This window comes from Shewanella sp. KJ2020, from assembly GCF_024197625.1.
Taxonomy (GTDB): domain Bacteria; phylum Pseudomonadota; class Gammaproteobacteria; order Enterobacterales; family Shewanellaceae; genus Shewanella.
In genome coordinates this window covers 1-24,309 of record NZ_JAKUKD010000004.1, presented here as the reverse complement: position 1 = coordinate 24,309, position 24,309 = coordinate 1, and the positions used below count along the sequence as shown (strand labels likewise).

Below are 24,309 nucleotides of genomic sequence, written 5' to 3'. Positions count from 1 at the left end.
TATAAAGGAGAATTGTTCATGCGTTACTTAAATAATCAAATAGGGTATCCTTTTTTTATAATTTATTTCGTTACTTTGGCATCAGTTTTTGCGTTTAACAAGTTCGGTATGCAAGAATTTAAAGGCGAAAACGACTTTATAATTTTAATAGTTATATTAAGTATTGTACTTTTAATGACCTTCAAGTTAAGAGTGAGTGTTGAAGATAAACAACTAACGCTAAGTTACGGAGTTGGTCTATTTAAAAAGAGGTTTGATCTTTCAAATGTTAACAAAGTGACTATGGTAAAAAATAAGTGGTACTGTGGTTGGGGAGTACGAATTTCATCTGAAGGAACTATATACAATATATCAGGCTTCCAAGGAGTTAAAATTGACTTTCGCTCAGGTGTTTCAATCGTAGTTGGAACTAATAAGCCGCTGGAATTATATCAAACGCTTAAAGAGTTAACCTCCTAATGTCAGGGCTGGATTGGCTTTGTTGCTTAAATCGATGAAACTAAATCAAGAAGCTACGATCTGATCGGCTACACCCATTAATCGTCGTCAAAGCAGGGACAGCCAGATCTTTTTGTGTTTTTCAACACCTTCTACTAGGCTTTAAATCACTCTGATTTTGTCTGTGTGGAGCTTGTGATGACCTCGGCCAGAAGACAGTTAATTGATGCCAATGCGACGCCTTTCTATCATGTGATAAATCGCTGTGTTCGTAGGGCTTTTTTATGTGGCGAGGATAAACTCACAGGTCGCAGTTATGGACATAGACGTGGCTGGATTGTGGATAAAATCAACGCATTATCTGCGATTTTCTGTATTGATATCTGTGCCTATGCCGTGATGAACAATCACTATCATTTAGTGCTTAAAATTGATGTCGATAAGGCCAAATCCTTAAGTCAAAAAGATATTATCAGCCGCTGGTGTCAAATCACTAAGGGCCATGCTGTCGCGACTAAGTATATGAATGGTGATGCGTTAATCGACGGTGAAGTGATGTTGCTTGATGGCTTACTTACTGAGTGGCATGAGCGCTTATCCAGCATATCTTGGTTTATGCGCTGTTTAAATGAAGAAATTGCCCGTAAGGCCAATCGTGAAGACGAGTGTAAAGGGGCGTTTTGGGAAGGCCGGTTTAAGTCGCAAGCGCTGCTAGATGAGCAAGCACTACTGGCCTGCATGATGTATGTGGATTTAAATCCAATCAGGGCGGGCATTACCGACTCTTTGCAATCCTCTGATTTTACATCGATTCAGGAGCGGATTAACTCGCTAGCCCCGCAAGATAACGCTTTACCCTCAGTTAACACATTGGCTCAATCCGCAAATAAACGACCGCAAACAACACACCAATCCCTCGTCAAATTTGATGGTTCAACACATCTAAGGCAGCAATCTGGCATTCCGTTTCATTTTGCTGATTATCTTGAGTTGATAGATTGGACAGGCCGCGCGATTCGCCTTGATAAGAAAGGTTATATCGATAATCAGCGACCAAAACTGCTCAATGAATTAGGTATTGCGCCCGATACTTGGCTTACTTCTGCTAAAGAGTTTCGCCGTCAATACAGTGGCATAAGTGGCCGATGGGATAGCATGTGCGAGTTTAAAAAGCAGCATAACAGCGGGAAATGGTGTAAAGGCAAAGCATCAAGCCAAGCGTTACATCCTTAAGTTCATCGCGACTCAGCGTTTAGGATTATTTTTGTTTATCCGAAATGCAGATAATTTCGCGCAAAACATAACACACTTCTGTCCCAAAGTCAGCTCGTGAATCTGTCTGTGAGAGATAGATTCACGCATAAAGCTCAGAGATCTCGTGTTCGTTGTGTGTTGACATGCTTCTGTTCGCCTAAGCAAGTAAGAAGTCAGAGATGAGTCAAAATCTGAATGTTTATGCAGTTTCAAGTGCATAAGTGAATACTATCGACATTCTCTAGCAATTCGCTTCGAAAACAGCTAAAAAATGCGCGTAAACACGCGGTTTTTGCATGTTTACATATTAAAATGTATTAGTTAAGACTAGATCTGACACTGTTGTTGCATTTCAGTTGTGTTGTTATGGGGCTAGAAGTCGTCTGGTAAAGTAGCGGAGGGTTACTAAGCATCGTTTCTATTCAACTAGTTAATTTTTTGTTCGCATCGTTGTGGCTTTTGCAGTACAACATTTTTAGAATCGTACAAGATGTTTTAGATGTAGAAGGAGAGTTTAATGATTGTAACAATTACCCACCCGGCGAAGGCTGAGGCGTAAGTTAGACTTTTACCTTTATTAATTTAACCTGCCTTTGCCCGGTGTTAGCTTACCGGGATCTCTGAATACCAAATTTTTTGGTTTACCTCGATCTTTTCCAGAGTTCCTAACCATTTTTATGGTGCGCATAAGTTTTAACTGTGCGCAGAAGGAAATGATATGAATTTACCCTTAACCTTGCGCCAATTAGGGTGGCAAGCCTTTTTTCAGCAACAACTAAATCTTCAGGAATTTGAAAATACAATAATCGCTCGCGTAACAGCACACCACCGTAGCGGCTATGATCTGATTTCAGTAAATGGACCTTTCCATTTGGCCGCGAATCAGTCTTTGCCGCAAGTAACTATTGGTGATTGGCTGCTTTTAGATGCTGAGTTCGGCTTTATTCGTTTGTTAGCAAGAAAATCATTGTTCAAACGTAAAGCCGCCGGTAGTCAACTTACTGAGCAATTAATTGCTGCCAACGTAGATACGGTCATCATTGTCAGCTCGTTAAATCATGACTTTAATTTAAGCCGTATAGAACGTTATTTGACGTTGATTCATGAGGCTGGCGCAGAGCCATTACTAGTATTGACAAAGATGGATCAATGCTCTGATATTGAACCTTTTCTACAACAGGTAAAGCAACTGGATTCAATGCTAATGGTTGAAGTGGTTAATGCGCTTGACAATCGTTGCTGTATCTTACTGAAACAGTGGTGTAAAGCAGGTAATACTTTGGCCGTAGTCGGTTCTTCAGGTGTAGGTAAGTCTACGTTAGTCAATACGTTGGCTGGCAATTTAGTACAGAAAACAGCAGCGATACGAATTGATGATAGCAAAGGTAGACACACAACAACATCACGTTCAATGCATTTTATTCCCGATGGTGCGGTAGTGATTGATACTCCTGGGATGCGTGAACTGCAAATGATAGATTGTGATGAGGGTATACGCCGTACTTTTGCTGATATAGATTTGCTTGCTACACAATGTCGTTTCAATAATTGCCAACATACTACTGAACCGGACTGTGCGGTGCAGAAGGCTATTTTGCAAGGAGTGCTAGAGGAAAGACGTTTAACTAACTACCAAAAGTTGAATGATGAAAAGGTTCGAAACACTGCGTCACTTCATGAGAGACGGGTACAAGAGCGACAATTTACCAAGATGGTTAAGTCAGTTAAATCTCTAAAAGCCAGAAAATGCTTTGATTAATGATTTATATGCAGCCCCTTTTGGGGGCTGCTTATATTGATATGATTAAATGCTCACTCATTTTGAATTGTTTAAGTTATGAATTTGACTATTTCCGCAGCTTTGCGTAAATAAGGGAAGTTTATCGACATAATCAAGTAATCTGATTCGAAAATACTCAAATATGCACGTAAACTCGTGATTTCTGCACTTTAATACATATTAAAATGCATAAGCTTTTCTGGGGCTACATACTAGCGTCGTTGATTAATTCTGTGACATTGTAAGTCAATGCAACATTAAGCACACTGATGTCTAGTGAAGTAGTGGCGAACTGCACGTAAACAAGCGATTTCTGCATGTTAATGACTAAACATGCAGGTCTGAACTCGTGACTTAGTGGTTGCTAACAATCTCTTTCATGGGATCATCAGTGCAGTGGTCATGATTAAGTCGTAAACTCTCGAGGGCGACCTTTATTGGGCGGCTCGACCTTGGCTTTCCACTTAGTAATTGTATCCTCATCTTCATTAACCCATAAGGTAAGCGAACTTTGGTTGATTAAAGCTTGATTGAATTATATTTCCAGTCATTTATAGCGAAGAAGTGGCGATTCAGCAGAAGTTGATTTGGGAAACCTATCAGAGCCGCTGCTACAGTTTTAGTTTACCGATTTAGAAAAAAGCCTTTATTTGTTAAAAATCATTACCATATTGCATGCTATTTCTGCTACTAATAGCAGAAATAGCATGCAATGTTGAAGGTGAGCTCTATGAGGGTTGTAGTCAAATTATCGTCTCTAAAATTACGCGAAGGCAGAGAATCGGTCATTAGACATTTAGTTGATAATGATAAGCCAATATTTTTTATTGTTCCTGCTAATAAGAATGTATGGCATGTATTACTTTATAGAGATGAAATTTTTAAAAGCTTTTCTAAACGTCTTAAACAACCGGAAATTTATCATGGATACGATAAGATAATAGAAAAAAGAAATGAAGAGAGAAATGCAATATCTACTTTAGAACTAGTGAAATGTGTATGCTATGGTTTTTTAAAAAGAAGTCAAATTATTACATTGGTAAAATCTAAATCGATACCAATTAATGAAGTGAATGTTGTAATGGCTTATGACGAAAATGGTAAATTTAATTTCGCAACAAAAATGCTTCTGACGTCAGAGGTCAATAATTTTAAAATATTTAGCTTACCTTATCTAGAATCGATTAAACATGGTAAAATGCTATTTACTGACAAGTCAGTTAATTCCTACAATAAATACAGTGATATAGAAAACAATAGCGTTCACATTGACGTCGACTTTGATTCACTATATGTATTTGAGTCAGATATTGAAAGTTATATAGTTAATGATTTAAACGCTATCCCTGATGATAGCCCCTATTTCATACCTATAGAACTGCGTCAATTGACGGAACTTGATCAACTTGCCGTGTTGGGTTACCAATTGTTTGCGAATAATTGTAAATCAACGATGAAATCTAAAGATTTAGCTGCAAAAATTGAGCGTACATTAGGTTACTCGGGCAAAAAAGCCGATGTTGCGGCATACTTTCTAAGCCCTAGTCCTAAAGGGAAAAAGATTACTGCAGAGCCACTTAATAATATTAATCCAAATTGTAAATTCCCCTTTTTAGTCAAAGCGTTAAATACATATGGTGTTAATAGTGACACTGGTGCTATCGCCAAGGTGAATCAATCGATTCAAGCTTTTTTTAGTGATCTAGGTTTCTCTGAGGACAATGTAAAATATGCAGAAATTATGATAAGAATAAAAAAGCAGGGTGATTAAAAATTATTTAAAATCAAATTTTTAAACTTGTTTGGGGAGTGATTTCTATCCCCATCCTCCCTTTTCCTCTATCTTTAAAAAACCTATAGTCACCTTCGAAACTTACATGCTAAGGAGGCGATTATGCTTGACAGTAATCCGAGTTATTCAATCGTTAGGCTTGCTAATGTTATTAAGTTAACTGGACTATCACGGTCTACTATATACGACAAACAAAACCCGAAATCTCCTCGATATGACCATACGTTTCCCAAAAAAGTATCACTTGGGCCTAGGGCTGTTGGTTGGTATTTTGGCGAGATAGAATCATGGCTTAAATCAGTCAGAACTCAAAAGTAATGTATAAGGAGACTTTATATGAAACGCATTGTCCCACGGATGAAAAATTTAGAGTTTGACGCGCCAATTAACCAAGATTATTTCAAGGGTAAGTTTCCTATACCTGATGGTATTTGTCCTGATGTAGGAGTGGAAAGTATTTTGGGAAGAGCGATAAAAGAATGCTCGTTAATTACTCAGGCATCAAATTATTTAATCATTAGTGCTTGTCTAGCTGCTGTGGCAACAGCTCTACAGGGGCATATTAATGTTGAATTACCCACAGGTAACATTTGTCCTGTCTCTCTTAACTTATTAACCTGCGCGGATTCAGGTGAACGCAAATCTACTGTGGAAAAATTATTAAATAAAGGTGTTAAAAATTTCCAGCTAAAAAAAGAGAAATTTTATCTTGAAAATTTAAAAAGATATGAGTTTTACAAAAAAAGTCATGATATTAAAACTGAAAAAATTAAAAGAAAGTTGTTTAGAGGACCAGAGAGCGGAGTTGAAGAAGGATTACATGAGTTACTCGAGCACGAAAAGCAAAAACCTGAAATACCAAAATCATTCATAATTATTTATGAGGATAGTACTGTAGAGGCACTTATGTCTGGACTCAAATATGACTCGCCCAATGCATATCTTGGATCAAGTGAGGGAGGTGTGTTAATCAACATGTTTTCAGAGTCAACTACGCCCTATCTTAATTCTATCTGGAGCGGTGATGATGTCAATGTAGCAAGAAAAACCACTAATTCCTATACACTTTCAGATGTTAGATTGACGACTCATATCATGATTCAGACTCACACTTTTATGCGATTCATGCAGAAATCTCAGGGTGCAGTAAGAGACAATGGCTATTTAAGTCGATTTTTAGTCTGTTTTCCTCCGCCAGTAAGTGGTTACCGGCAGGCGACTGGAATTAAGTTTGCAGAGGAATTTATAACAATCTTTCATAAAAAAATTGAGGATTTTCTAAACAATATACCTCTAAGTCGTCATTTGGTTGAATTTTCTGATGAAGCAAAGGATATTTGGTTAAAAATATATAATGATATTGAAGTTAAAATGGCTCCTGGTGGGATTTATGAAAATGCTAAAGATCATGCCTCTAAATTGGCAGAAAATGTAGCAAGAGTTGCAGCATTGATTCATTATTTTGAACATTCTTTAGATTCTAAAATCTCAGTCGATGCATTATATTTGGCAATTAAATTAATGAGTTATTATTCATTTAATTTTATGCTACATTTTTGTCCGCCACCTTTAAATGTTGTATTAAGTAATGATTTGCTATTTTGGCTGGATATATTTAAGAAAAAAGGTGGTAGGTATGTAAAGAAGAATACTGTTCTACAGTATGGACCAATTAGGTTAAGAAAAAGCGCTTCTTTAAATATGGCTGTGGATGAATTGGTTTCAAAGGGGATAATTTCAGTGTTTGATTGTGATAAAACAAAAATTATAGACTTATGGCCTTTGATTGATTTTAATCAGGATATGTTATCAAGTGATCTCGCATCTCAAAATATAAAAAGTATTTCATTGTTTTAATTGATTGTGTTGAATATAAATTCAGAGTTAACTTTTAAATTACTATTGTGTTTTATGTTGATTTTTTTGACTTGGTTTAGCTTTTTTAAGTACAAATCTAGGTGTTTGGTGGTGAGTTTTTTCTAGGTTTATTCTAGGGTATTAATTATATTACAATTATCTAAACTGTTTATTTAGTTGGTTTGCAACTTGATAAGATGTATCAAATTTGTGAATAACTGTTTTAGGTTTGGGCTGATATCTTGTCGAGTATAAACTAATTTTTTGTTGATTGTCTTTTACTTTACATTTTACTGAGACAGTGTTTTTAATTAATATTTTATATGGTTGTATTTGGGGTTTTATGTTTAAAAACAGAAATTTAAATATATTGCTTTGTAATGAGTATTGTGGACTATCTATCTTAAGATTTAAAGATGGAGTGTATGAGGAATATCTGATTAAAAATTATAGAGTTATCAATCAGGCATTAATCATGTACTCAAAGGTTTTCGCTGTAAGGGTTGACTTGAGACTTTCCGATGAATATGAGTCATATGATAATAGTGTAATTACTCGATTTATCGAATCATTGAAAGCACAAGTTAAGGCAGATTATATTGCAAAAACTAAACATTCAGACGGGTTTGTACATAAAAGCGATGTACTGTATATATGGGTGCATGAAACTGGAGAACATAATAAACCACACTACCATCTTTGTTTGTTTTTTAATGGAAACGCCTACAGAAGTTTAGGTAAGTTTGAACTTGGTAGATCTAATATGTATAATCGAATCGTTAAAGCTTGGGCGAGTGCATTAGCGATAAAATCAATTAATGCGCAAGGTTTAGTTCATATTCCAAAGCATTCCTGTTATTTTTTGGATAAAATTTTGCCTTTTACTAAAGCTTTTGAATTACGAGTCTTATTTATACGCTTAAGTTATTTTGCTAAAGTGGATAGTAAACACTATGGTGATAGACGACATCATTATGGTTGTAGTCGGACGCCAGACATCAAATAGAGGCCATTCATAATTCTGAATTAGTTTTGTTAGCAATATACGAGTGAATTGTTTTCCATTTTGTAAATGATATTAGTAATGGGGGCGTTGACCAGTTATGCCATTGTGATAATTTTACTGCGAACAAATTCATCTAAGCGCTCTAAATCAGCTAATGCAGTGGCAGTGAAGACTATTTGTGGCATGTAGGGGCTGCCTTTTCATTTTCACTTCCCCAGGACTCCAGCCAATTAACCACTTCGTCACCGGTGACATGCAAGCCTGATGTCTGGTGTTCTTCCCATGCGCGTAACGCTTCTTGCTGCAACGCCTCGCGTTTCTCTTCTCTTTCTACGTATACACGGACTGCTTCACGCATCACCCAGTGTGGTGAACGTTTACGATTTTTGGCTAAATGCTCGACTCTGGCTTTCATATCAGCATCTAATTTAACCGACACGGGGTTGGTTGTGCTCATCTGTGACTCCAAAAGTAATGCTTAGTACTACTAGGTAATACCTAAGCATAACGTGGTACAAAAAATAATGATTACATGGTTTGCTCGTCTGCGCGAGTAACACCATAAGCTCAAAGATATTAGAATGGTAATTTGTATCGCTTAACAGGGACACATATTACCTAGGTATCAGGTGAATCATCAGCGTAGGTAAGAGGAATAAAAACGATAGCGGCGAGTTGTGCCGCTTCGTTTATAGGGTTTGGGTAATGGGTGACTGAGTACTCTCAATATTGCAGGTGAAACATCATGATCTTAACCAATGCCATGCATCGGCTATCAGCTCAGCACCGGCTTTTACGCCATTGATGCCCACTTCTGCTGTCGTCAACACGGTGTTTAAGCCAGTTTCTACACTGCCGGTGACGAGTTTGATCCCCGCATCAGTTATCTCACCTTGGCGTAAGCAAGCATAACTTTCACCTAGAGTTTGGCTGGTGCCTTTTAATAGGGATTCTGCAGGTTTAGCCACAAGATCTCCAGGTGTACCTAGCAGCGTGTTGACGTTATCGGGTAGCCCAAGGTATTCACCGGTCATTTTGATGGCGGTAGAGGCTAATACGACGTTTGCGACAGTCCCCGTGGCAAGCTTTGACGCGCTCCTCCCCAGTAAGCCTGCTCTGGCAGAGCCTTGCAGCGCAATGTGGGTAAGATTACTGACTTGGTTGGAGGTACTGGTTCCCGCTAAGCATTCATTAACGAAGTGCTCGCAATTGTTGGTGGCAACGCCGTATGGGCTGTGACCCAGTTGACTGCGTGCAAGCTCAATGGCCTGATGGGGAAACAGCGTGGACTTCTTTACTCTAACCCTATGGCCACCAGCAAATTGCTGCAGATCAATTTCTTCGATGATGCCCTGTTTAGATAAGTGGATCACATGGCCATGACCCACATACAGGCCATGGTGTTCGGTTAAGCCAAGCGGATCGATATTGGTGACCAGATGATCACCGGGTTGAAATGTATACATGGTATGGACTCCAAGAAAAACAACGCAGATACCCCTAGGTCGCATCTGCTAATGGGTTGAATAGGGCGTGCTGATTGACTCAGATTTCCAGCTCGACAAAGTCCTTATCGATTTGCTGCTGAGTAATGCCGATATAACGCAGGGTGACCGCTTCCGATTGATGCCGCAGCATGCGCATCACCCGGCCAATGTCTTTGCAGGCTTGATACAGGTGATAGCCGCGGGTTTTTCGCATCGAGTGCGTCCCCAGGGCTAACTTGATATCGTCACCGACAAAGGCAAATGCTTTGGCGACCGCGCGCCGTGTCAGTGGTTTCGCGGGGGCCTGCCGGTCCTTGGCTTGGCTCGAGCGGTGGGATTGGAATAGGTAGATATGCTCAGGGTGACGCTGGTGGATCGCCTCAATCAACGCCAGCGTCTTCGGGTTGAGCTTGATGCTGGCGCGTTTACCGGTCTTTTGCTCAATGATATTTAAGCGGTCGCCGTCGATATCGCTGAACTTGATGGCTAGTAAGTCAGAGATCCTAAGGGCCAGGTTAAGGCCGATATTCCAGACATCCGCCATCTGCTGACCAAAGTGACGTTCGAGCAGGTAACTGATAAGCTTGATGGTGTCGCGGTTCTTGACCGCTTCGACTTCGTTCATGCTGGGTTCCCTCAATTAGCTATGTGATGAATGTGGGCACCAGCACATCGCCAACCCGCATCGGGTATGCATTGCTTGGTTCCCAAAATACCTTTGTGGGCACCAAGTTCAGTCGGCGCTGACTTGAACTTGGTAGATTTCCATCTCGACGTAGTTACAGAAGTTCTCCAGCAGCAACTTCACTAAGCTGTCGGCTTGCTCGAGGTAACAGCGACCAAAGAAGCTGTTGTAGACCTGCTTCTCCTGAAACAGCACTTCCATTTCTTTCTCAAGCTCAGAGAAGGGGCCGCCGCAGTAAGCAAAGTCGGTGAAGTAATTGAGATACCAGCAATCCCCCTGGCGGTAGAGGTTGATCTCCACTGGGTGATAACCACCTCTCTCAGCACTGTAGTCGGGATCGCGGTAGTTTAGGGTGACGATGTTGAGACTCGGGTTATTGAGTGCGGCCAGTTGCCGTTCTAACAACTCATAAAAAGGCTCTGGCAGTGGCAGGATGGTTTCGCGGTAGATGTTCATGGTGGACTCCAAAACAAAAAGCCCGCTAACGACGGGCGTTGCGGGCGAGGTTGGTTGTTGTTAACGACAGGGGCTTGTCGTAATGATTTAGGTTACAAGGGCGCGGGTGTGATGGGCTTAGCTCTTTGATTAGGGTAGAACTGAAACCGGTAGATATGGTTAGGATGTTCGCACAAAATGAGGGCGAGGCGAGTTAATCCAAGCTCACCTGCACTTGATAGGCTTCCATCTGGTAGTAACTGATAAAGTTATCGCTAAACAACTTAATCAGTCCCTGTGATTCCCGCTCAGTAATCCAGCCACTAAATAGGCTATAGACCTGCTTGCTGTTAAAGCAGATATCGATGTCTTTAACCAGTTCAGGGAAGGGATGGCCACGAAAAGCAAAGTCGGTAACGTAGACTAAACGCCAGTGATCTTGTTGTTTCTCAAGCCGCACTTCGACGGGATGAAAGCCACCCGCTTCGGCGCTGTAGTCGGGATCGCGAAAATTAAGGGTGATGGCGTTGGTATCTTTTGGATCGACGTTGGCCAGTTCCTTTTCAATCACTTGGTAAAAACGATCGGGCATCGCTGGCAGTTGATTACGCTTGATAGTTAATGTCATGGGATATTCCTTGTTTGATATACGTGCATATGCAAGAGTCAAGGCGCAGTAACGCCTTGGCTCTTGTTGTCTATGCGGTTTGGTTAATAGAACGAGTGTTGGCTAAGCGGTTTAATGTGAGTCGCTAAGGGCTACTTGCTAAAGCTTTTGAGCTGGGAGACTAAAGCTTGGTGGTTATGTTTAACGGATTAGTACTGGCTTACGATAATGAACGGGTTATCGAGTGAGGGCGAGGTTGCTGGTGGTCAGTGGCTTAGCTTTGGTTTAGTTTCGGTTTGATAAATCGCAATATACAAATAGCCATGGCTGCCTAAGGTATCGGCCTCACAGGTAAAGCCTGCGTGTTCAATGCTCACTCAGTGCTGCTCAGTAGCATCAATCTCGCCGGTGGCCACCAGCCGCTCAAGCTGTTTAACCATCGCGGGAAAGGCATCGACAAATTGTTGTTTAATTGCTGGTGGAAATTCACCAACAAAGCTTGCACGGTCATGGAGATAATCCAAGTGCAGACCACGTAAAATCAGCCTTGCACCAAAGCGGGGAGATACTTTACGGGGTAAGCCCCAGGCGTGCTCAATATCGAAAAGTTTTAGGGTTGTCATAGTGACCTCAATGGTTGAAAAGAACTTTAGGGAGTAGGGTGCTCGTTAGCTGACTAGCGAGAGCAGTGATAAATACCAGTGCTAGTTAGAGCGGTTAATACAGCCGACTAGTGGAGTGGGTGATGACAGGTAACGGTCTTTAGGTATGTACACTCCAATTAGGCTGTTCATTACTGCCATGGTTAAAGTACACGCCATTGATCACCCGTTGCCATTCTCCTATAGGCACACCATAACTGTCACAGGGGCAAGCATAGCGGCAAAAGGCAATTTCCTTGGGTAAGTGTTCAACCACATCACGGTGAAACACACTCAATACGGTTTTATGTAGCTTTGGATTCGGTGCCACAATCGGCTTGCCAATCACTTGGCCCATGGCATTAAGTGGCCGCACAAACATCGGCAAAATCAGCTCAACCGCTAAACGGTTACGCAGTTCAGGAAACGCGGCGCAGGCTTCGGCAACACAGGCCTGTGAAAAGCTATCAGTAAATTCAATCATGATGGACTCCTTAAAAAGGCGTAGCAGGTTTAAACGTTGGCTAGAGTAAGCCGCACTCAGCAAAGGACACTGGCGTGCGGCCAACCACGATATGATCAAGCACACGTACATCGATAAGCGCTAACGCATCGGTTAACCGTTGAGTGATGTGCTTATCTGCCATTGAAGGTTCAGACTCACCGGAGGGATGGTTATGGGCAAAAATCACCGCAGCGGCATTGACAGCCAACACCGCCTTAACCACTTCTCGTGGATAAACACTGGCCGCATCTAACGTGCCAAAGAACAACTCTTTAAATTCGAGTAATTGATGTTGATTATCGAGTAGCATCACCGCAAACACCTCCCGCTCATAACCACCGAGTTTGTAAGTTAAAAAATCCTTAGTGGCCTGTGGATTGGTATAGGCGTCCTTCTTCACATAGCGCTCGGCAATGATATTGGCGGCAGAGGCTAGGATCGCTTCGGCAGTCTGCGGCCACTGGTTGATCGGCTGGTCTATCGAGTGGTTTGGTTCAGTTTTGGTGTGCGTCGCTTTTGTTGACATATCAGGCTCCTTTAAAGCGTTTATGGGCTTATGCACAGGAGTGATATATATCTGAAAGTATTTGGAAAAAGTGTAATAGATAAGCATTAATGAAGTGGTCAATGTCATGATGCTATATCAAAAAAGCTTTAAATAAGGTGGGTTTAGATATTACATAGAAAAATTTTAATACCAGAAAGAACATAGGTCACCGTAGAGTTTGAAGCTAACCAACCAACCTATCCTAATTGGTAATTTTTTCTCTATTGATTCAAACGTCATAAAAAATATTATTCATTACACTTGATCTATACATCATTGGTGTATACATTTATATGAAGTTTAAATGGAGGTACAGGATGCAAGAAAAATATGGCATCAGCGATCTGGCAAGATTGCTCGACTTTCCAGTTAGAACGATCAGGTTTTATCTGCAAAAGGGGCTGATTAAAGGGCCTCATGGCGCTGGTCGTGGAGCCTGGTACGACACAGAACATGTTGAGCAATTGCTAAAAATTAAACGTTGGCAAAGTGCGGGGCTGTCTTTAGAGCGAATTCAAGAATTACTGAATTATGCAAATGAACCTGAGTTGCCTGATATGCAACCCAAAGCAGGGGACATGCGTGTAATTAGTCATTTGTATCTGGGCCAAGGGCTGACACTAATGATTGACCCAGTTGCGGCAGGTGTGAGTAGTGAGCAGTTAAGGATGTTAGTTCCTGCAATGGTAAGTAGCTATCAGCAGGTTATGCAGTGCTCTTTGCCTAAAAATAATGGTGGGGTGGAAAATGAACAACAATGTGATGAATAACATAGCGCTAGGTAATTCTGAAGGATTTGGGTTTAATCATGACATTGTTTTAAAGCACAGTTTAGTTAATGCGCAACTGAATGGAGCTATCAGTGAAGTCGAATTGGTTCACGAATTTGTAAATCGTGAAACTTGCCCTATTGAAGCCATATTCTCATTTACGTTACCACTAGATGCGGTCATTTTAGGGTTATCTATGGCGATTGGTGAGCGTCAGTTCACAGGTGAAGTGACGCCAAAAGCTATCGGAACTGATAAATACGAAGGTGCCATAGCAGAAGGTGACAGTGCAGTATTACTGGAGCGGTTGAATGATGGGTTATATTGTCTCAATGTTGGTAATTTGCTACCTAATGATGACGTTACCATTTCTATTCAATATGCCCAAGTCCTGAACTGGCAAGACCGTAAACTGCGGTTTTATTTTCCGTGTACAATTGGTGACCGTTACGGACATCAGCGATCAGCAAATTTACAAGATTATCAACAGATTGAGCACACACTAGATAATGGCGCACGCTTAACATTTAATCTGACGGTTAATGGTGAATTATCTTCCTCATTAGTTACCAGTCCAAGTCATTCATTAACAGTAAAACGAGAAGAGAATTCTTTAATTTTATCAGGGGATAGGGTTATTCCTGATAGGGACATCATAATTACACTAGAAGCATTACCTTCATTTACTGGCGAAATTCTAGTTGAAAAGAGTGCTTTTGGGTTGCAGTACTGCGCCAACCTGCTATTACCATCCTCAGATAACCACAATGAGTCAGCTCAGTGCTTCCAGTTTATTGTTGACCGTTCAGGTTCAATGTGCGGAGATGCCATTGAACAGGTGCGTAAGGCCTTTGTCGCAATTAAAACACTTCTCAAGCCATCAGACTGGTTCAACATCATCTCCTTTGGGTCTCAAGCACAAAGTTTGTTTCCATCCCCTGTTCCTGCCGATAGTGAGCATCTTGCAAAACTTCATGCATACATCAACCAGCTAGATGCAAACATGGGGGGAACTGAAATTGCAGCAGCATTAAACTTGGCTCGCAAAACTGGACGGCATGCAGAATTTGCGACGCAAATGTTGCTGATCACTGATGGTGAAGTGTGGGATACCGCGGCAATAATCGCGGATGCAACAAAAGCAAATATACGATTATTCAGTGTGGGCGTGGGTTCTGCAGTAAACGAAGCTTTTCTGAATAAATTGTCGCGCAGTACTGGCGCTTCAGCCATCTATGTATCCCCAAACGAGTCGATGGCAGATGCGATTGTGGGACAATTTAAACGATGCCGTCAGCCAGAGATAACAGATCTTAAAATACATTGGCCGATACCAATTAATAAGCAAGTTGATAAACAGTTACTGTTTACGGGTGATGGATATCAATGCTATGCCACATCTGAGACCGAAATATCACCAAAAACCAACGTGAATATTGAAATTATGCAGCAAAATCAGGTAATCCCGGTAAGACATTTTCGAGGGATTGGTACTGGAACTCTGTCACGTCTGGCTGCTTACCAAAGATTGTCGAGCAGCAAGGATCCTGAGGAAATTGCCGTTAAGTATAGTTTGCTTTGTGAGCAAACCTGCTGTGTGTTGGTCGCCGTGCGTGACCAAAAAGCTGACGGTTTACCGGAGTTGCGAACTATAAGGCACACTCGTGCAGCGGGTGAAGCGGGGTTTGGCTCAGTGGCAGGGGTTGTATCTCCTTGTTTTGCAGCGCCAGTGTATAGCAGTTCAGTGCTTGATTGCCTTGATATCCCAGCATTTCTACGCAAACAGGACGTAACGTTTGTAGATGATATTGCTGAACCAGTTGATAGTGATATGACTGCAATCGCCAATTGGCTAAAGATTTTCAACAAAGCTGCGTCCAATGGTTCGTTGGAATTGAGTTTTGCTTGTATTAAATCATTAGGCATTGATTTGCAGAAAATCTTGATGATTGATATGAATTTTTATCCTGACATACCGGAAAAACTTCTAGTGTTTGAAATCTTACTAGCATTTCTTGAAGTTTCTAATGCTGGAAGAACTGGTCGAAAGTTAAGGCATTGGTTACAGCAACAACATGTTATTGATCAAGTTGATCCCGACATTGCGATAGATATTCGCGCTAATCTAGCCTTGCATCTCACTGGTAGTTGAAAGGTAAAAAGCCTTTTCGCCCGGCATATACTAAATAGTCATTACAATCAATCTGTTGGGAGAAAACCTTTTCTATGATTTCCCCAAAGCAGTGAAGCTGAGCAGTAGATCTGTTGCATGGGTTGAAAGCGAAGTGCAGGAGTGGATTTTGGAAAGGATCGCGCAGAGGGATGGAGCGACCTCAAATCGTTCCCCATCTTGTTAAATTTGCTGTAAAAGTAACATTAATTTTCTCTCAAAATTTTATCTTTAGACTGATATTGACGACACCATTTGACGTTAAAGCTAGCATCATATTGCTCAGGATGTTGCTTTAGTTGCAGCATCATTTGGCATTTAGGGGTAAACGCTATGATGAGTCAGTATTGGGATGAGCTGTTCAATTATGTTTTTAATGATTTTGTTAAGGGGTGGGATGGTTTGGAGTTAACCTCTCATAATCCGATAATTTTTCTCCAAGAAAGTGATGATTTTTCGGCTATTTATGACTGGAGATCGCAAGAGTTTGAAAACGAGTACTTTGACAGCCTTCTGTTAATGCGGCTGTTTGTAATCTCGTGGTCAAAACCCTTACAGGGTTTAGCGACATGGTTGAAAAAAGACATAATCTATTCGGCCTCATACTTCAAATTTTCCCAGCCGCTACTACAGCGACTGTACACTTTATTTTTGGAAGATAATATCTCGCTAAAGCGTCATATACAGAGTGGTAGCTTTGCTGGAAATGATGCCACCCCTGCAGCATTGATCACTGCCGCTGAAACCGTGTTGGATCAATACCTCTGTCGATGTGAAAGGCTTAACCGCCGTTTTCGAGGTGACAAGCGTCGTTGGCAGGAGGCAGATTGGTTCGCTTCTGCGGCACTAGAAAATGGTCTAGCGCAAGGTAAAGTTCGGTTCAGAACGAAAAGAGACCGAAAGTTTGATTGCTACTTTGCAGAATTATTTATGGCGGCGACAGTGGTAAATGAGTACTACCCCAAAAGTCCTCTTATCCGTGCTTTGGCAACAGTGCCATTATATTTCCCGGCATCATATGACTACTTTGAGCCCTATTTTCAACGTTATGTGCAAGAGTTATACCTGCGTAATGCTGACCCTTGGTTTCTATTCGAACTGATGCGTCATATTGTGCCCGAAGCGTTTTTATTTCTCTGTAGTAGAACTCTCTTCAGCATGCGTGAGGGAGAAGCTTTAGTGCGTTATTTTGACGAGTTGTATCCGAGTGATGGCTTGATAGGTTGTTCACATACTAAAGCTGAATACTTGCAATGTTTTGGGAAATTGCCTTTGATAAACCCAATATAAGAAAGTTTGGACACAGAGAACGATAGATGACAAACAAGGATGGTTTAAAGTGCCCAAGTAAAACGGTGAATACAGTTCATCGTCAATGGATGATCTTGAAATATCTCTCAAGAACTGCAGAGCGTAAGACAACCGAAGAGCTTCGCAATTATTTGACGTCTGAAGGGGTAGACCAGACGCAGCGGACTATTCAACGTGATCTTGCATTTTTGGCAGATCTTTTCCCACTGCAATGCGATAGAGACGGCCACCAGGTGCGCTGGTATTGGCAACGTGATAGTCGTACTGAGCTGATGACTGGGCTCTCATTTTCAGACAGTATTTCACTGCTGTTGGTGCAAAGCTCGCTGACGTCGTTGCTACCTAAGTTGTTATTTAAGGGACTAGAGTCGCAATTTACACTAGCAGCAAGTACGCTATCGAAATCAAAAACATTGGCTAATTGGTCCCAAAAATTTGCCAGTATTGAGCCAGACCTTTCCTGCTCGCCGCCCGCTATTGATGAACAGGTGTTGGAACGAGTACAAAATGCTGTGTTACGCGAACAGCAGCTTGAGGTGAGTTATCAACCTATTCACCAGTCTGAGCCTAAATCTTACCAACTAGCTCCTTTAGCATTAGTGCTGCGAGGCCAAGTGCTGTATCTACTGGCAATAGTTGGGAAGCATACAGATGTGCGCCGGTTTGCCATGCATCGTATGCTAGCTGCAGAGCTTTATGGCGAAGCGAATCTAAAACGAGATTTTAACCTACAAACCTATCTCGATACTGGTGGCATGCAATTCACCAGTGAAGGTTCTGTGGGTTTAATAACCTTTAAAGCAAAAGTGAAGGTGCAGCAAGCCGATCACCTTGAAGAACAACCGTTAAGCGACGATATGCAGCTTAGCAAAATTGATGATGAATGGTGTTTATTAACCGCCACCGTTATTGATAGCTGGCAACTGCGCTGGTGGATTATGTCGCACGCTGCCAATGTTGAAGTGATGGAACCAGAAAGTTTGAGAGCAAGCATAATTAAGCAATTAGACAGCGCACTAGCGTTATATTCAAAAAAGGATGAAGAATGAACCATATTGTAGAAGTTACTCAGGATGCTTTGACCCAAATGTTACTCAATGGCTTCGAAGCCTTTGTTATTAAGCATGGAGGCAAAAAGCGCAGTGGCATTGAATTTCATGCTTCGCTGTACGGTGACGTTGAAATCAATGAGGATAAGGGGGAATATCATAACTTAATCCAGTTTGTCTCTGTTGATACTTCCGCCAAAATGGCAAGTGGTTCTGTTGAAAACCTTAGTGAAGTTGAAGACTTAAAAGAGCAGCTTGCAGAGCAGTTGGGCTACTACCGCCTGGGTAATATGCATAGCCATCCCTACCTGATGGAAGAAATGCCATTAGATGAGGTTCGTAAGCGTGGATGTTTATTTTCAGAGGGGGATGAAGCGTACTTTTTGCAGGAATTAGAACGCTATGAGTCAAAAGATGCGTACCTATTGGAGCTGGTTTTAACAATCAAGCAGTTAGATAAACAGAATACGGCCAAAGATGGTCGTATTGATGATTCAGTTATTGAGTTTTCTGTTGGTAACTGTAAATGTTTTCTCCGTGCCCAAGCATTCTCAAAAAATGATGAAGGAGAATTGGTAGAGGAGCCAACAAGACTGAATTGTGAGTACTTAGAAAAATTCACATACATTAATGCTGATTTCGGGAGAGTAAAAGCTAAGCCGAACCGTAAGAGAGTACTCGAATATAAACCGCGCTAATCTTTTACCAAGAGGCGCTTATAGTCCGGAAATGCCTCGTAGTTGTGTATATTGTTCCAACGAATAAAAGATTGAGCTGAATAAATTTATAATGATTTAGTATGAGAGTTACCTTTTTACTGTGTAAAGCTCCGACATTTTCGTCGAAATGGGTAACTCTCATCTTCTCTAGAAAATGTGTCAGATCTAGTCTGAACTAACACATATAACATAAGTCATTCACGTATTCTTACGAAAGAATTACTTGTAACAAGTAACACAAGCACCGCCTCCTTCTAAATCATCGTAAATTTCGTCCATATATAAAGTATCAATTATTTGGCTTTCATCGACCATTGCATGTAAACCTAAGCGACGATTTCGCTCTCTAGCTTTTTTCTTCTCAAACCTAGCAATATTTTTCTCATGGTTTTCTTTAATTTGTGCGATCCGTTCAGGATCCTCTAGAGAGGTCAAAGGTTCGTTAGGACCCATCCAATAGAAAGTTTCACCATTAGCACTGGTTTCAGCCTGTTTTTCATAGGCTTTAGCTTCTTCAAAAGCTTCGGGATAGCGCTCCATAAGGCGTACCCATTCGATTTTTCGTTGGAAAAAACAAAAGGTACAGCCGGAGCGAGAGCGCCATTCGTAGTATTTGGGTAAACCTATGCCCGCACTTTCGAGTATAGATATAACACCTGCTCGTTTAATACCATCATCGGCAAATGGCATTTTGATTTGAAGATTTTTTTGCGCTTCATTTGGAATAAATCCATCACGCCATGGCTCATCGGCGCGAATTCCTACGTAGGAGAAGACTTCATAACCATCTTTCAAAAGTGGATTAATCCACTTCTCGAAGGGTTCTAACTTCATCTTGATAGTACACCAGCGCTGACGGCCCGATGGTAAGAAGTTATTATGTTCTGCCAGTAACTTATCAAAGACTCTTACTTCATTATTAACCGAACGCTCTTTATGATTCAGCCTCAATATTGGTTTACCTAATAGACTTTCTAGTTCATCAATAAATTCATAGACTTCAGGAAGCTCGTATCCTGTGTCAGTAAAAAAGTAGTCAATATCAATCTCTGGATACTCTCTAGCCATGTAGATTGCTAAAGCAGCACTATCTTTACCACCAGAAAGCCCTAGGACGTGTTTAACTTTTCTTTGATTATTCATAACTTAAACCAATTACCCTTAGTTACGCTTCTAGCGCTTCCTGAAGCATGTCTTTAAGGAACTCAATTTTTTCAAATTCATTTAATTGAGCAAGCTTTTGATTGATTTCAACTTTAAGTGATTGCTTAACGTCAATGTTACTTAATATTATTTCCTTAGAAAGAGTTACCATCTCGCCATTCTCATTTTCCCATATAAGGGAAATATTTCTTGAGTTAGCTAACGGCATTTTTTGTTCAGAATTTTGATAGCTCTTAATTACTCGTAAAAAGTTTTGGGAAAACTCACTTATCTTTTGTTCCGCTGATTGTAGCGCAATTTCTGTCCAATTTTGTAGGCCTCGACCTATTACGACTGAAATTAAAGCTTCCAACCATTTAACACCAAACTCTTGGCTCTGCGATAAATCTCTAGCAAAAGATTTTAGTCGAATATCACTTGATTTATTTTCTACTAATTGACACATGGTCACAAGCTCTTCACCTTTTATAGGGAAGTATTGTTTGACTTTAGCATTAATTTTTTCGAGCATCTTTTCATGTGAAGATGTCAAAACGTTAATATAACGTTCAAGTGAATCAATTCTTTGGCTAAAGGATAATGATTGGGTTGGATCTATGATATCAACAATTTGGGTGATTAATAGTTCATGTGGATCATTAGCTTGCAGTAGCGTATCACGTAATCTAAGTACAATTTTATTAGTATGCTCATCATTAGAGATGAGATTGTTCGCACTTTTAACCCAATTAGGCAGATTATGAATAGTTGTCACCAATGGTGTAGCTACTGCGAGCACATTTGTCTTAATAACCTGGGAAGATATTGATGAAGCAAAACTTGCTAAGTGTTGCACCCATTCCTTATCCTTATCCTCTAACACTACAAATTTAACAGCGAGCTCTTTAGGGGATTTTTGAAGCTTTTGTACGTAATCGATGTCTGGTTCAGCTATAAACTCAAAATCACCTGATATGGCTTTTTCATAGAATGCGATATCTTGACCTAATGATTTTAAGTAGGCAAAAAGTAGAATTGGATATACACCACTACTAATACCGTATGGCTTAGAGAACCAATGCATCTCAATTTCACCAAGATTAACTTTTTTACCTACGCGTTCCTTAAGTAATTTAGTGGTAAAATCGAAAAGCTTTTTTAGCTCATAAGAAGCGTGCGCTGTTGTCCACTCCCAATGCCTACCATTATACCAATGTAAATTGGTATTTTTTAAACAGCTGATATACATTGATTTTTCAGGTGGGAAACCTGGAATTCCTAAGTTTTCTTTATCAGAGCAGTCAAGCATTGCTTCTAATAATTTCTTGCGAGCAGCTACGGCCGTACCTGATATTTTGTTTCGGTTAACTAATTCATTAAGGATTTTGGGGCAAGAAGAATATAGTTCATCCGCTAACATACTAGCATGCTCACTCAGTGCTGTTGAGCTAGCGTGTGTTTTTCCGCGAACACTCCAAGAAGATTTGTAAAATCCTTCTTCAATAGCAGCTGTGAGTAATTTATTACAATCAGCTAAACGACTTTCATACTCTTTCAAAGCTACTCGATCATGCTGTATTTCTGGACCGATTTCTTTGTCTGCTTTTAATAACTGTAATGCATACAACTCTTTAGCATATGTCGCAATATCATCGGAGTTCTTAGCTACAGCAAGTGCGATGTTATGGTATTTAGTTGTAATACTATCCAAAGTCGTACTAAGTGGAGGTTGTAAGAGCAGTATAAAATTACCAAACTCACCGCCCTTAGGCGACTTTAGGTTAGGGAAATCTAATAAATCTATACTCGATGAAATTCGCTGTTCACACCAACGCATTGAGCCTTTTAGATGATAATGTGCTTTTGCCATAATTTGGTGAGAGAATTGAATATTCTCAATAGCAGCAACATCATTATCTTTTAATTGCAACAACTTTTTCTCTAAAAGAACTGCAATGTTGAGATCACTACCTTCAAATATAACCCATGCAGATTGATGTTTTCTGAAGATAATCGCCGAGGCATTTTTTAAAATATCTAAGTGAGCTTCAACTTCTTGCTTGCTCTTCATGCAGGAAGCAGCCTGAATTAACTCATTTGTAGCATATAATTTTGCAGTTTTTCCAAATAAATTAATAAGTGCTATGGATTTTAATATATTTAACGTTTCTTCACTTACATCAACTCGATTAATAACCTCAGATGCTTCAGCCCAAGCATGACCATCAGGAGACCCTAATATCGCAAATTCTAAGTTTGCTTCAAGATAGTCCCAAAGATGGTGAAGTGAATAGCGTGCATTGTGTTCAACGTTATTTCGCAAAAACAATTGAAAGCTGTTTTGCTCATAAGAATTCAAAAAACCAAAGGTGCTGCGTTCGTTTTGGCTGAAACGTCGTTTAGAAATTGGACCAAGTAAAAGAGCAACTAATGGATGCAATGGTACTGTTTTTTTTAGTCGTTCTTTTAATTGTGCTTTCCTGCCATCTGTGTCATCCAGTGCATTTAAGACTAAATCAACATACGGAGTATCATCAGGAACCGATGATTTAGTCGGAATAATTGATTGAGCGATTAATGCAACAGTTTCATCTGTCGAAACACTATATAAGATATCTGTATAGCGACCTTGAATTTTTCCCCATTCTTCTTGGAGTTTAGTTCCTCGCTCTTTAGCGTATTCGCTGAACGATTGATGTAATAGTCCTAAAAAAATCACTGGTGTTTCTATTCGAGATAACACCTCTGCAAGATCTTGAAATAGATGTAATTCGCCTTTGTTCTTATTAATGAACTCAAGCGTTTTGCCCATCTCATCTGCAATAACTAAAACACCGTCTACGAATACTCTTGCATCACTGAACACCACTTCTAAATATTGAATTAGTTCTGATTCGTTTTCAGGTTTTTTGGTTTGATATTTTTTATATAGCGATGCAGTATTTGGGTGCTCTTGTAAAGCTATTAGCGTTGCATTCCAAAAGGTTTCAACTGGTGAGCTAGTGCCGCCTACTGAGCGAATCTGCAACCATCCTTTAACAACAGAAATGGATTTTTGGAGTAATGAGTTGGATCCGCTGTTTAGAACACTTATGGCTGCTTTGCGAATAGTATTATCTGAATGCAAAAGCCCTGTAAGTAGCAAGGCTATCGTTGACTTACCAGAACCATAGGGGCCAGTTAAAGTGAATGCTTTTTGATTTGCCTGCGAGTATTGTCTAATAAGTGCCTCTAGGGCTGTTTGAGCTGTACCGTGATACACTAAACCAGAGAAAAATTCAGCACTGAGATCGCTATCTACGCGTGTGGAGCGTTGGTGCCGTACTGCGATGGAGTATTGTTCTGCTAAGGTCATAATCATCTCTGGTAATACTTATCTAGGTAATCAATTGGATCTAACGCGTGAATATCATTGAAATTTTGCTGAAGTTGTCTTAACCCTTGAGTGTCGGTCCATGTGAGCTCTCCATTAGTGATACGCTCTGCTGCATCTAATTTGTCACTTAATCCTGAAGAGGTAAGACGAAAAATGCGTCCTGGTGAACCAATACCATTAAGTAGGTTCTCAAAAGAGAAAGTGACTTCATTAGCTACTTTGATTTTATTACTATCTAATTGTTTTCTCTGTATATAATCAATCAATGCGTAGACGAATACTTCATCGGGTAAAGATTTTCTATCTGACAGTTCTGATAGATAATGTTTCGAGTCTACTTGAACAATCAAACCTAACTCACTGAAAGGAGATGTAAAGCTGTCCTCATTTGACTTACCAGTTGTAGTCTGACGAGACGTGTAAGTTTGATAGAAACAATCAATATCCTTATTCAATGTTGCATCATTTATTGTTTTATCATGATTAGACAAAGACAACTTTATGTCTCTTGCTAACTGTAGTTTATCTGTTTTCACACCATTGAAATAGTTGAAAAACCACCTAGCAGTATTAAGTTCTGCACCACTCACCGGAATACTTTGAGCCAGCCAATGTAGTAACCAAACGGTTCCAATTTTTTCAATAAATTCATCAAACGGATCTACACCCGCTTCGCCGACAAACAAGGCCTTCGCTAAGGGAGTTAGTTCTACATCATGAGTGTTTTTTGTACTATC

The 24,309-nt window shown here is 40.3% G+C and carries 22 protein-coding genes and 3 pseudogenes; 13 read left to right on the top strand and 12 right to left on the bottom strand.

What is annotated here, in order from left to right:
• Positions 1-18: 18 nt before the first annotated feature.
• From MJO46_RS02255 to rsgA, 3 genes are all read left to right on the top strand, one after another.
• Complete coding sequence (locus MJO46_RS02255) at positions 19-459, top strand: hypothetical protein (RefSeq protein ID WP_253987930.1); 441 nt, start codon at positions 19-21, stop codon at positions 457-459.
• Positions 460-636: 177 nt separating this feature from the next.
• Positions 637-1,671, top strand: a complete 1,035-nt coding sequence (locus MJO46_RS02250) for a transposase (protein ID WP_253987929.1) — start codon at positions 637-639, stop codon at positions 1,669-1,671.
• Positions 1,672-2,410: 739 nt separating this feature from the next.
• Positions 2,411-3,451 carry a ribosome small subunit-dependent GTPase A gene (rsgA, locus tag MJO46_RS02245; RefSeq protein ID WP_253987928.1) on the top strand — a complete coding sequence of 347 codons (1,041 nt, stop codon included), beginning with the start codon at positions 2,411-2,413 and terminating at the stop codon, positions 3,449-3,451.
• Positions 3,452-3,855: 404 nt separating this feature from the next.
• Here rsgA and MJO46_RS02240 read toward each other — a convergent pair.
• Positions 3,856-3,992 (bottom strand): annotated as a pseudogene (locus MJO46_RS02240) (IS5/IS1182 family transposase); the annotation flags it as partial.
• Positions 3,993-4,202: 210 nt separating this feature from the next.
• On the opposite strand from MJO46_RS02240, the gene MJO46_RS02235 reads away from it, so the two are divergent.
• The 4 genes from MJO46_RS02235 (at position 4,203) to MJO46_RS02220 (ending at position 8,127) form a co-directional block, all read left to right on the top strand.
• Positions 4,203-5,243 carry a hypothetical protein gene (locus MJO46_RS02235; protein WP_253987927.1) on the top strand — a complete coding sequence of 347 codons (1,041 nt, stop codon included), beginning with the start codon at positions 4,203-4,205 and terminating at the stop codon, positions 5,241-5,243.
• A gap of 123 nt (positions 5,244-5,366) precedes the next feature.
• Positions 5,367-5,582, top strand: a complete 216-nt coding sequence (locus MJO46_RS02230) for an AlpA family phage regulatory protein (protein WP_253987926.1) — start codon at positions 5,367-5,369, stop codon at positions 5,580-5,582.
• 18 nt (positions 5,583-5,600) lie between these two features.
• A complete protein-coding gene (locus MJO46_RS02225; RefSeq protein WP_253987925.1) occupies positions 5,601-7,121 on the top strand; it encodes a YfjI family protein in 1,521 nt (506 codons plus the stop codon).
• Between the two features lie 343 nt (positions 7,122-7,464).
• Positions 7,465-8,127, top strand: a complete 663-nt coding sequence (locus MJO46_RS02220; RefSeq protein WP_253987924.1) for an inovirus Gp2 family protein — start codon at positions 7,465-7,467, stop codon at positions 8,125-8,127.
• A 172-nt stretch (positions 8,128-8,299) separates the two neighbouring features.
• On the opposite strand, the gene MJO46_RS02215 is transcribed toward MJO46_RS02220, so the two are convergent.
• From MJO46_RS02215 to radC, 8 genes and pseudogenes are all read right to left on the bottom strand, one after another.
• Positions 8,300-8,584, bottom strand: coding sequence for a CopG family ribbon-helix-helix protein (locus MJO46_RS02215; protein WP_253987923.1), 285 nt, complete (start codon positions 8,582-8,584; stop codon positions 8,300-8,302).
• Between the two features lie 286 nt (positions 8,585-8,870).
• The gene (locus tag MJO46_RS02210; protein ID WP_253987922.1) at positions 8,871-9,593 is read right to left on the bottom strand and encodes a lecithin retinol acyltransferase family protein; all 723 of its coding nucleotides are present in this window, start codon (positions 9,591-9,593) and stop codon (positions 8,871-8,873) included.
• A 79-nt stretch (positions 9,594-9,672) separates the two neighbouring features.
• Entirely contained in the window at positions 9,673-10,239 is a 567-nt protein-coding gene (locus MJO46_RS02205; protein WP_028760122.1) for a site-specific integrase, read from the bottom strand.
• Between the two features lie 108 nt (positions 10,240-10,347).
• The gene (locus MJO46_RS02200) at positions 10,348-10,755 is read right to left on the bottom strand and encodes a DUF2787 domain-containing protein (protein ID WP_253987921.1); all 408 of its coding nucleotides are present in this window, start codon (positions 10,753-10,755) and stop codon (positions 10,348-10,350) included.
• Positions 10,756-10,948: 193 nt separating this feature from the next.
• Complete coding sequence (locus MJO46_RS02195) at positions 10,949-11,362, bottom strand: DUF2787 domain-containing protein (RefSeq protein WP_253987920.1); 414 nt, start codon at positions 11,360-11,362, stop codon at positions 10,949-10,951.
• Positions 11,363-11,607: 245 nt separating this feature from the next.
• Positions 11,608-11,964, bottom strand: a pseudogene (locus MJO46_RS02190) (type IV toxin-antitoxin system YeeU family antitoxin).
• A 139-nt stretch (positions 11,965-12,103) separates the two neighbouring features.
• Entirely contained in the window at positions 12,104-12,466 is a 363-nt protein-coding gene (locus MJO46_RS02185; RefSeq protein WP_253987919.1) for a hypothetical protein, read from the bottom strand.
• Between the two features lie 40 nt (positions 12,467-12,506).
• A complete protein-coding gene (gene radC / locus MJO46_RS02180) occupies positions 12,507-13,013 on the bottom strand; it encodes a DNA repair protein RadC (RefSeq protein ID WP_253987918.1) in 507 nt (168 codons plus the stop codon).
• A 338-nt stretch (positions 13,014-13,351) separates the two neighbouring features.
• On the opposite strand from radC, the gene MJO46_RS02175 reads away from it, so the two are divergent.
• The 6 genes and pseudogenes from MJO46_RS02175 to MJO46_RS02150 all read left to right on the top strand — a co-directional run bounded on the left by MJO46_RS02175 (position 13,352) and on the right by MJO46_RS02150 (position 19,032).
• The gene (locus MJO46_RS02175; protein WP_188872169.1) at positions 13,352-13,804 is read left to right on the top strand and encodes a MerR family transcriptional regulator; all 453 of its coding nucleotides are present in this window, start codon (positions 13,352-13,354) and stop codon (positions 13,802-13,804) included.
• A complete protein-coding gene (locus tag MJO46_RS02170) occupies positions 13,782-15,956 on the top strand; it encodes a VIT domain-containing protein (RefSeq protein WP_253987917.1) in 2,175 nt (724 codons plus the stop codon). Before MJO46_RS02175 ends, MJO46_RS02170 begins: the two co-directional genes overlap by 23 nt.
• A 79-nt stretch (positions 15,957-16,035) precedes the next feature.
• Positions 16,036-16,161 (top strand): annotated as a pseudogene (locus MJO46_RS02165) (helix-turn-helix transcriptional regulator); the annotation flags it as partial.
• Between the two features lie 146 nt (positions 16,162-16,307).
• Positions 16,308-17,264: a hypothetical protein gene (locus MJO46_RS02160; RefSeq protein WP_253987916.1), complete on the top strand. Its 957-nt coding sequence runs from the start codon at positions 16,308-16,310 to the stop codon at positions 17,262-17,264.
• A gap of 26 nt (positions 17,265-17,290) precedes the next feature.
• Positions 17,291-18,334 carry a YafY family protein gene (locus MJO46_RS02155; protein ID WP_253987915.1) on the top strand — a complete coding sequence of 348 codons (1,044 nt, stop codon included), beginning with the start codon at positions 17,291-17,293 and terminating at the stop codon, positions 18,332-18,334.
• Complete coding sequence (locus tag MJO46_RS02150) at positions 18,331-19,032, top strand: hypothetical protein (RefSeq protein ID WP_253987914.1); 702 nt, start codon at positions 18,331-18,333, stop codon at positions 19,030-19,032. The genes MJO46_RS02155 and MJO46_RS02150 overlap by 4 nt, the downstream gene beginning before the upstream one ends.
• Before the next feature lie 240 nt (positions 19,033-19,272).
• On the opposite strand, the gene MJO46_RS02145 is transcribed toward MJO46_RS02150, so the two are convergent.
• The 3 genes from MJO46_RS02145 to MJO46_RS02135 form a co-directional block, all read right to left on the bottom strand.
• The gene (locus MJO46_RS02145) at positions 19,273-20,196 is read right to left on the bottom strand and encodes a phosphoadenosine phosphosulfate reductase family protein (RefSeq protein ID WP_218678034.1); all 924 of its coding nucleotides are present in this window, start codon (positions 20,194-20,196) and stop codon (positions 19,273-19,275) included.
• A gap of 22 nt (positions 20,197-20,218) precedes the next feature.
• Positions 20,219-23,551 carry a hypothetical protein gene (locus MJO46_RS02140; protein WP_253987913.1) on the bottom strand — a complete coding sequence of 1,111 codons (3,333 nt, stop codon included), beginning with the start codon at positions 23,549-23,551 and terminating at the stop codon, positions 20,219-20,221.
• A gap of 2 nt (positions 23,552-23,553) precedes the next feature.
• A partial coding sequence (locus tag MJO46_RS02135) for a DUF4007 family protein (protein WP_253987912.1) occupies positions 23,554-24,309 on the bottom strand: 756 nt, incomplete at its 5' end.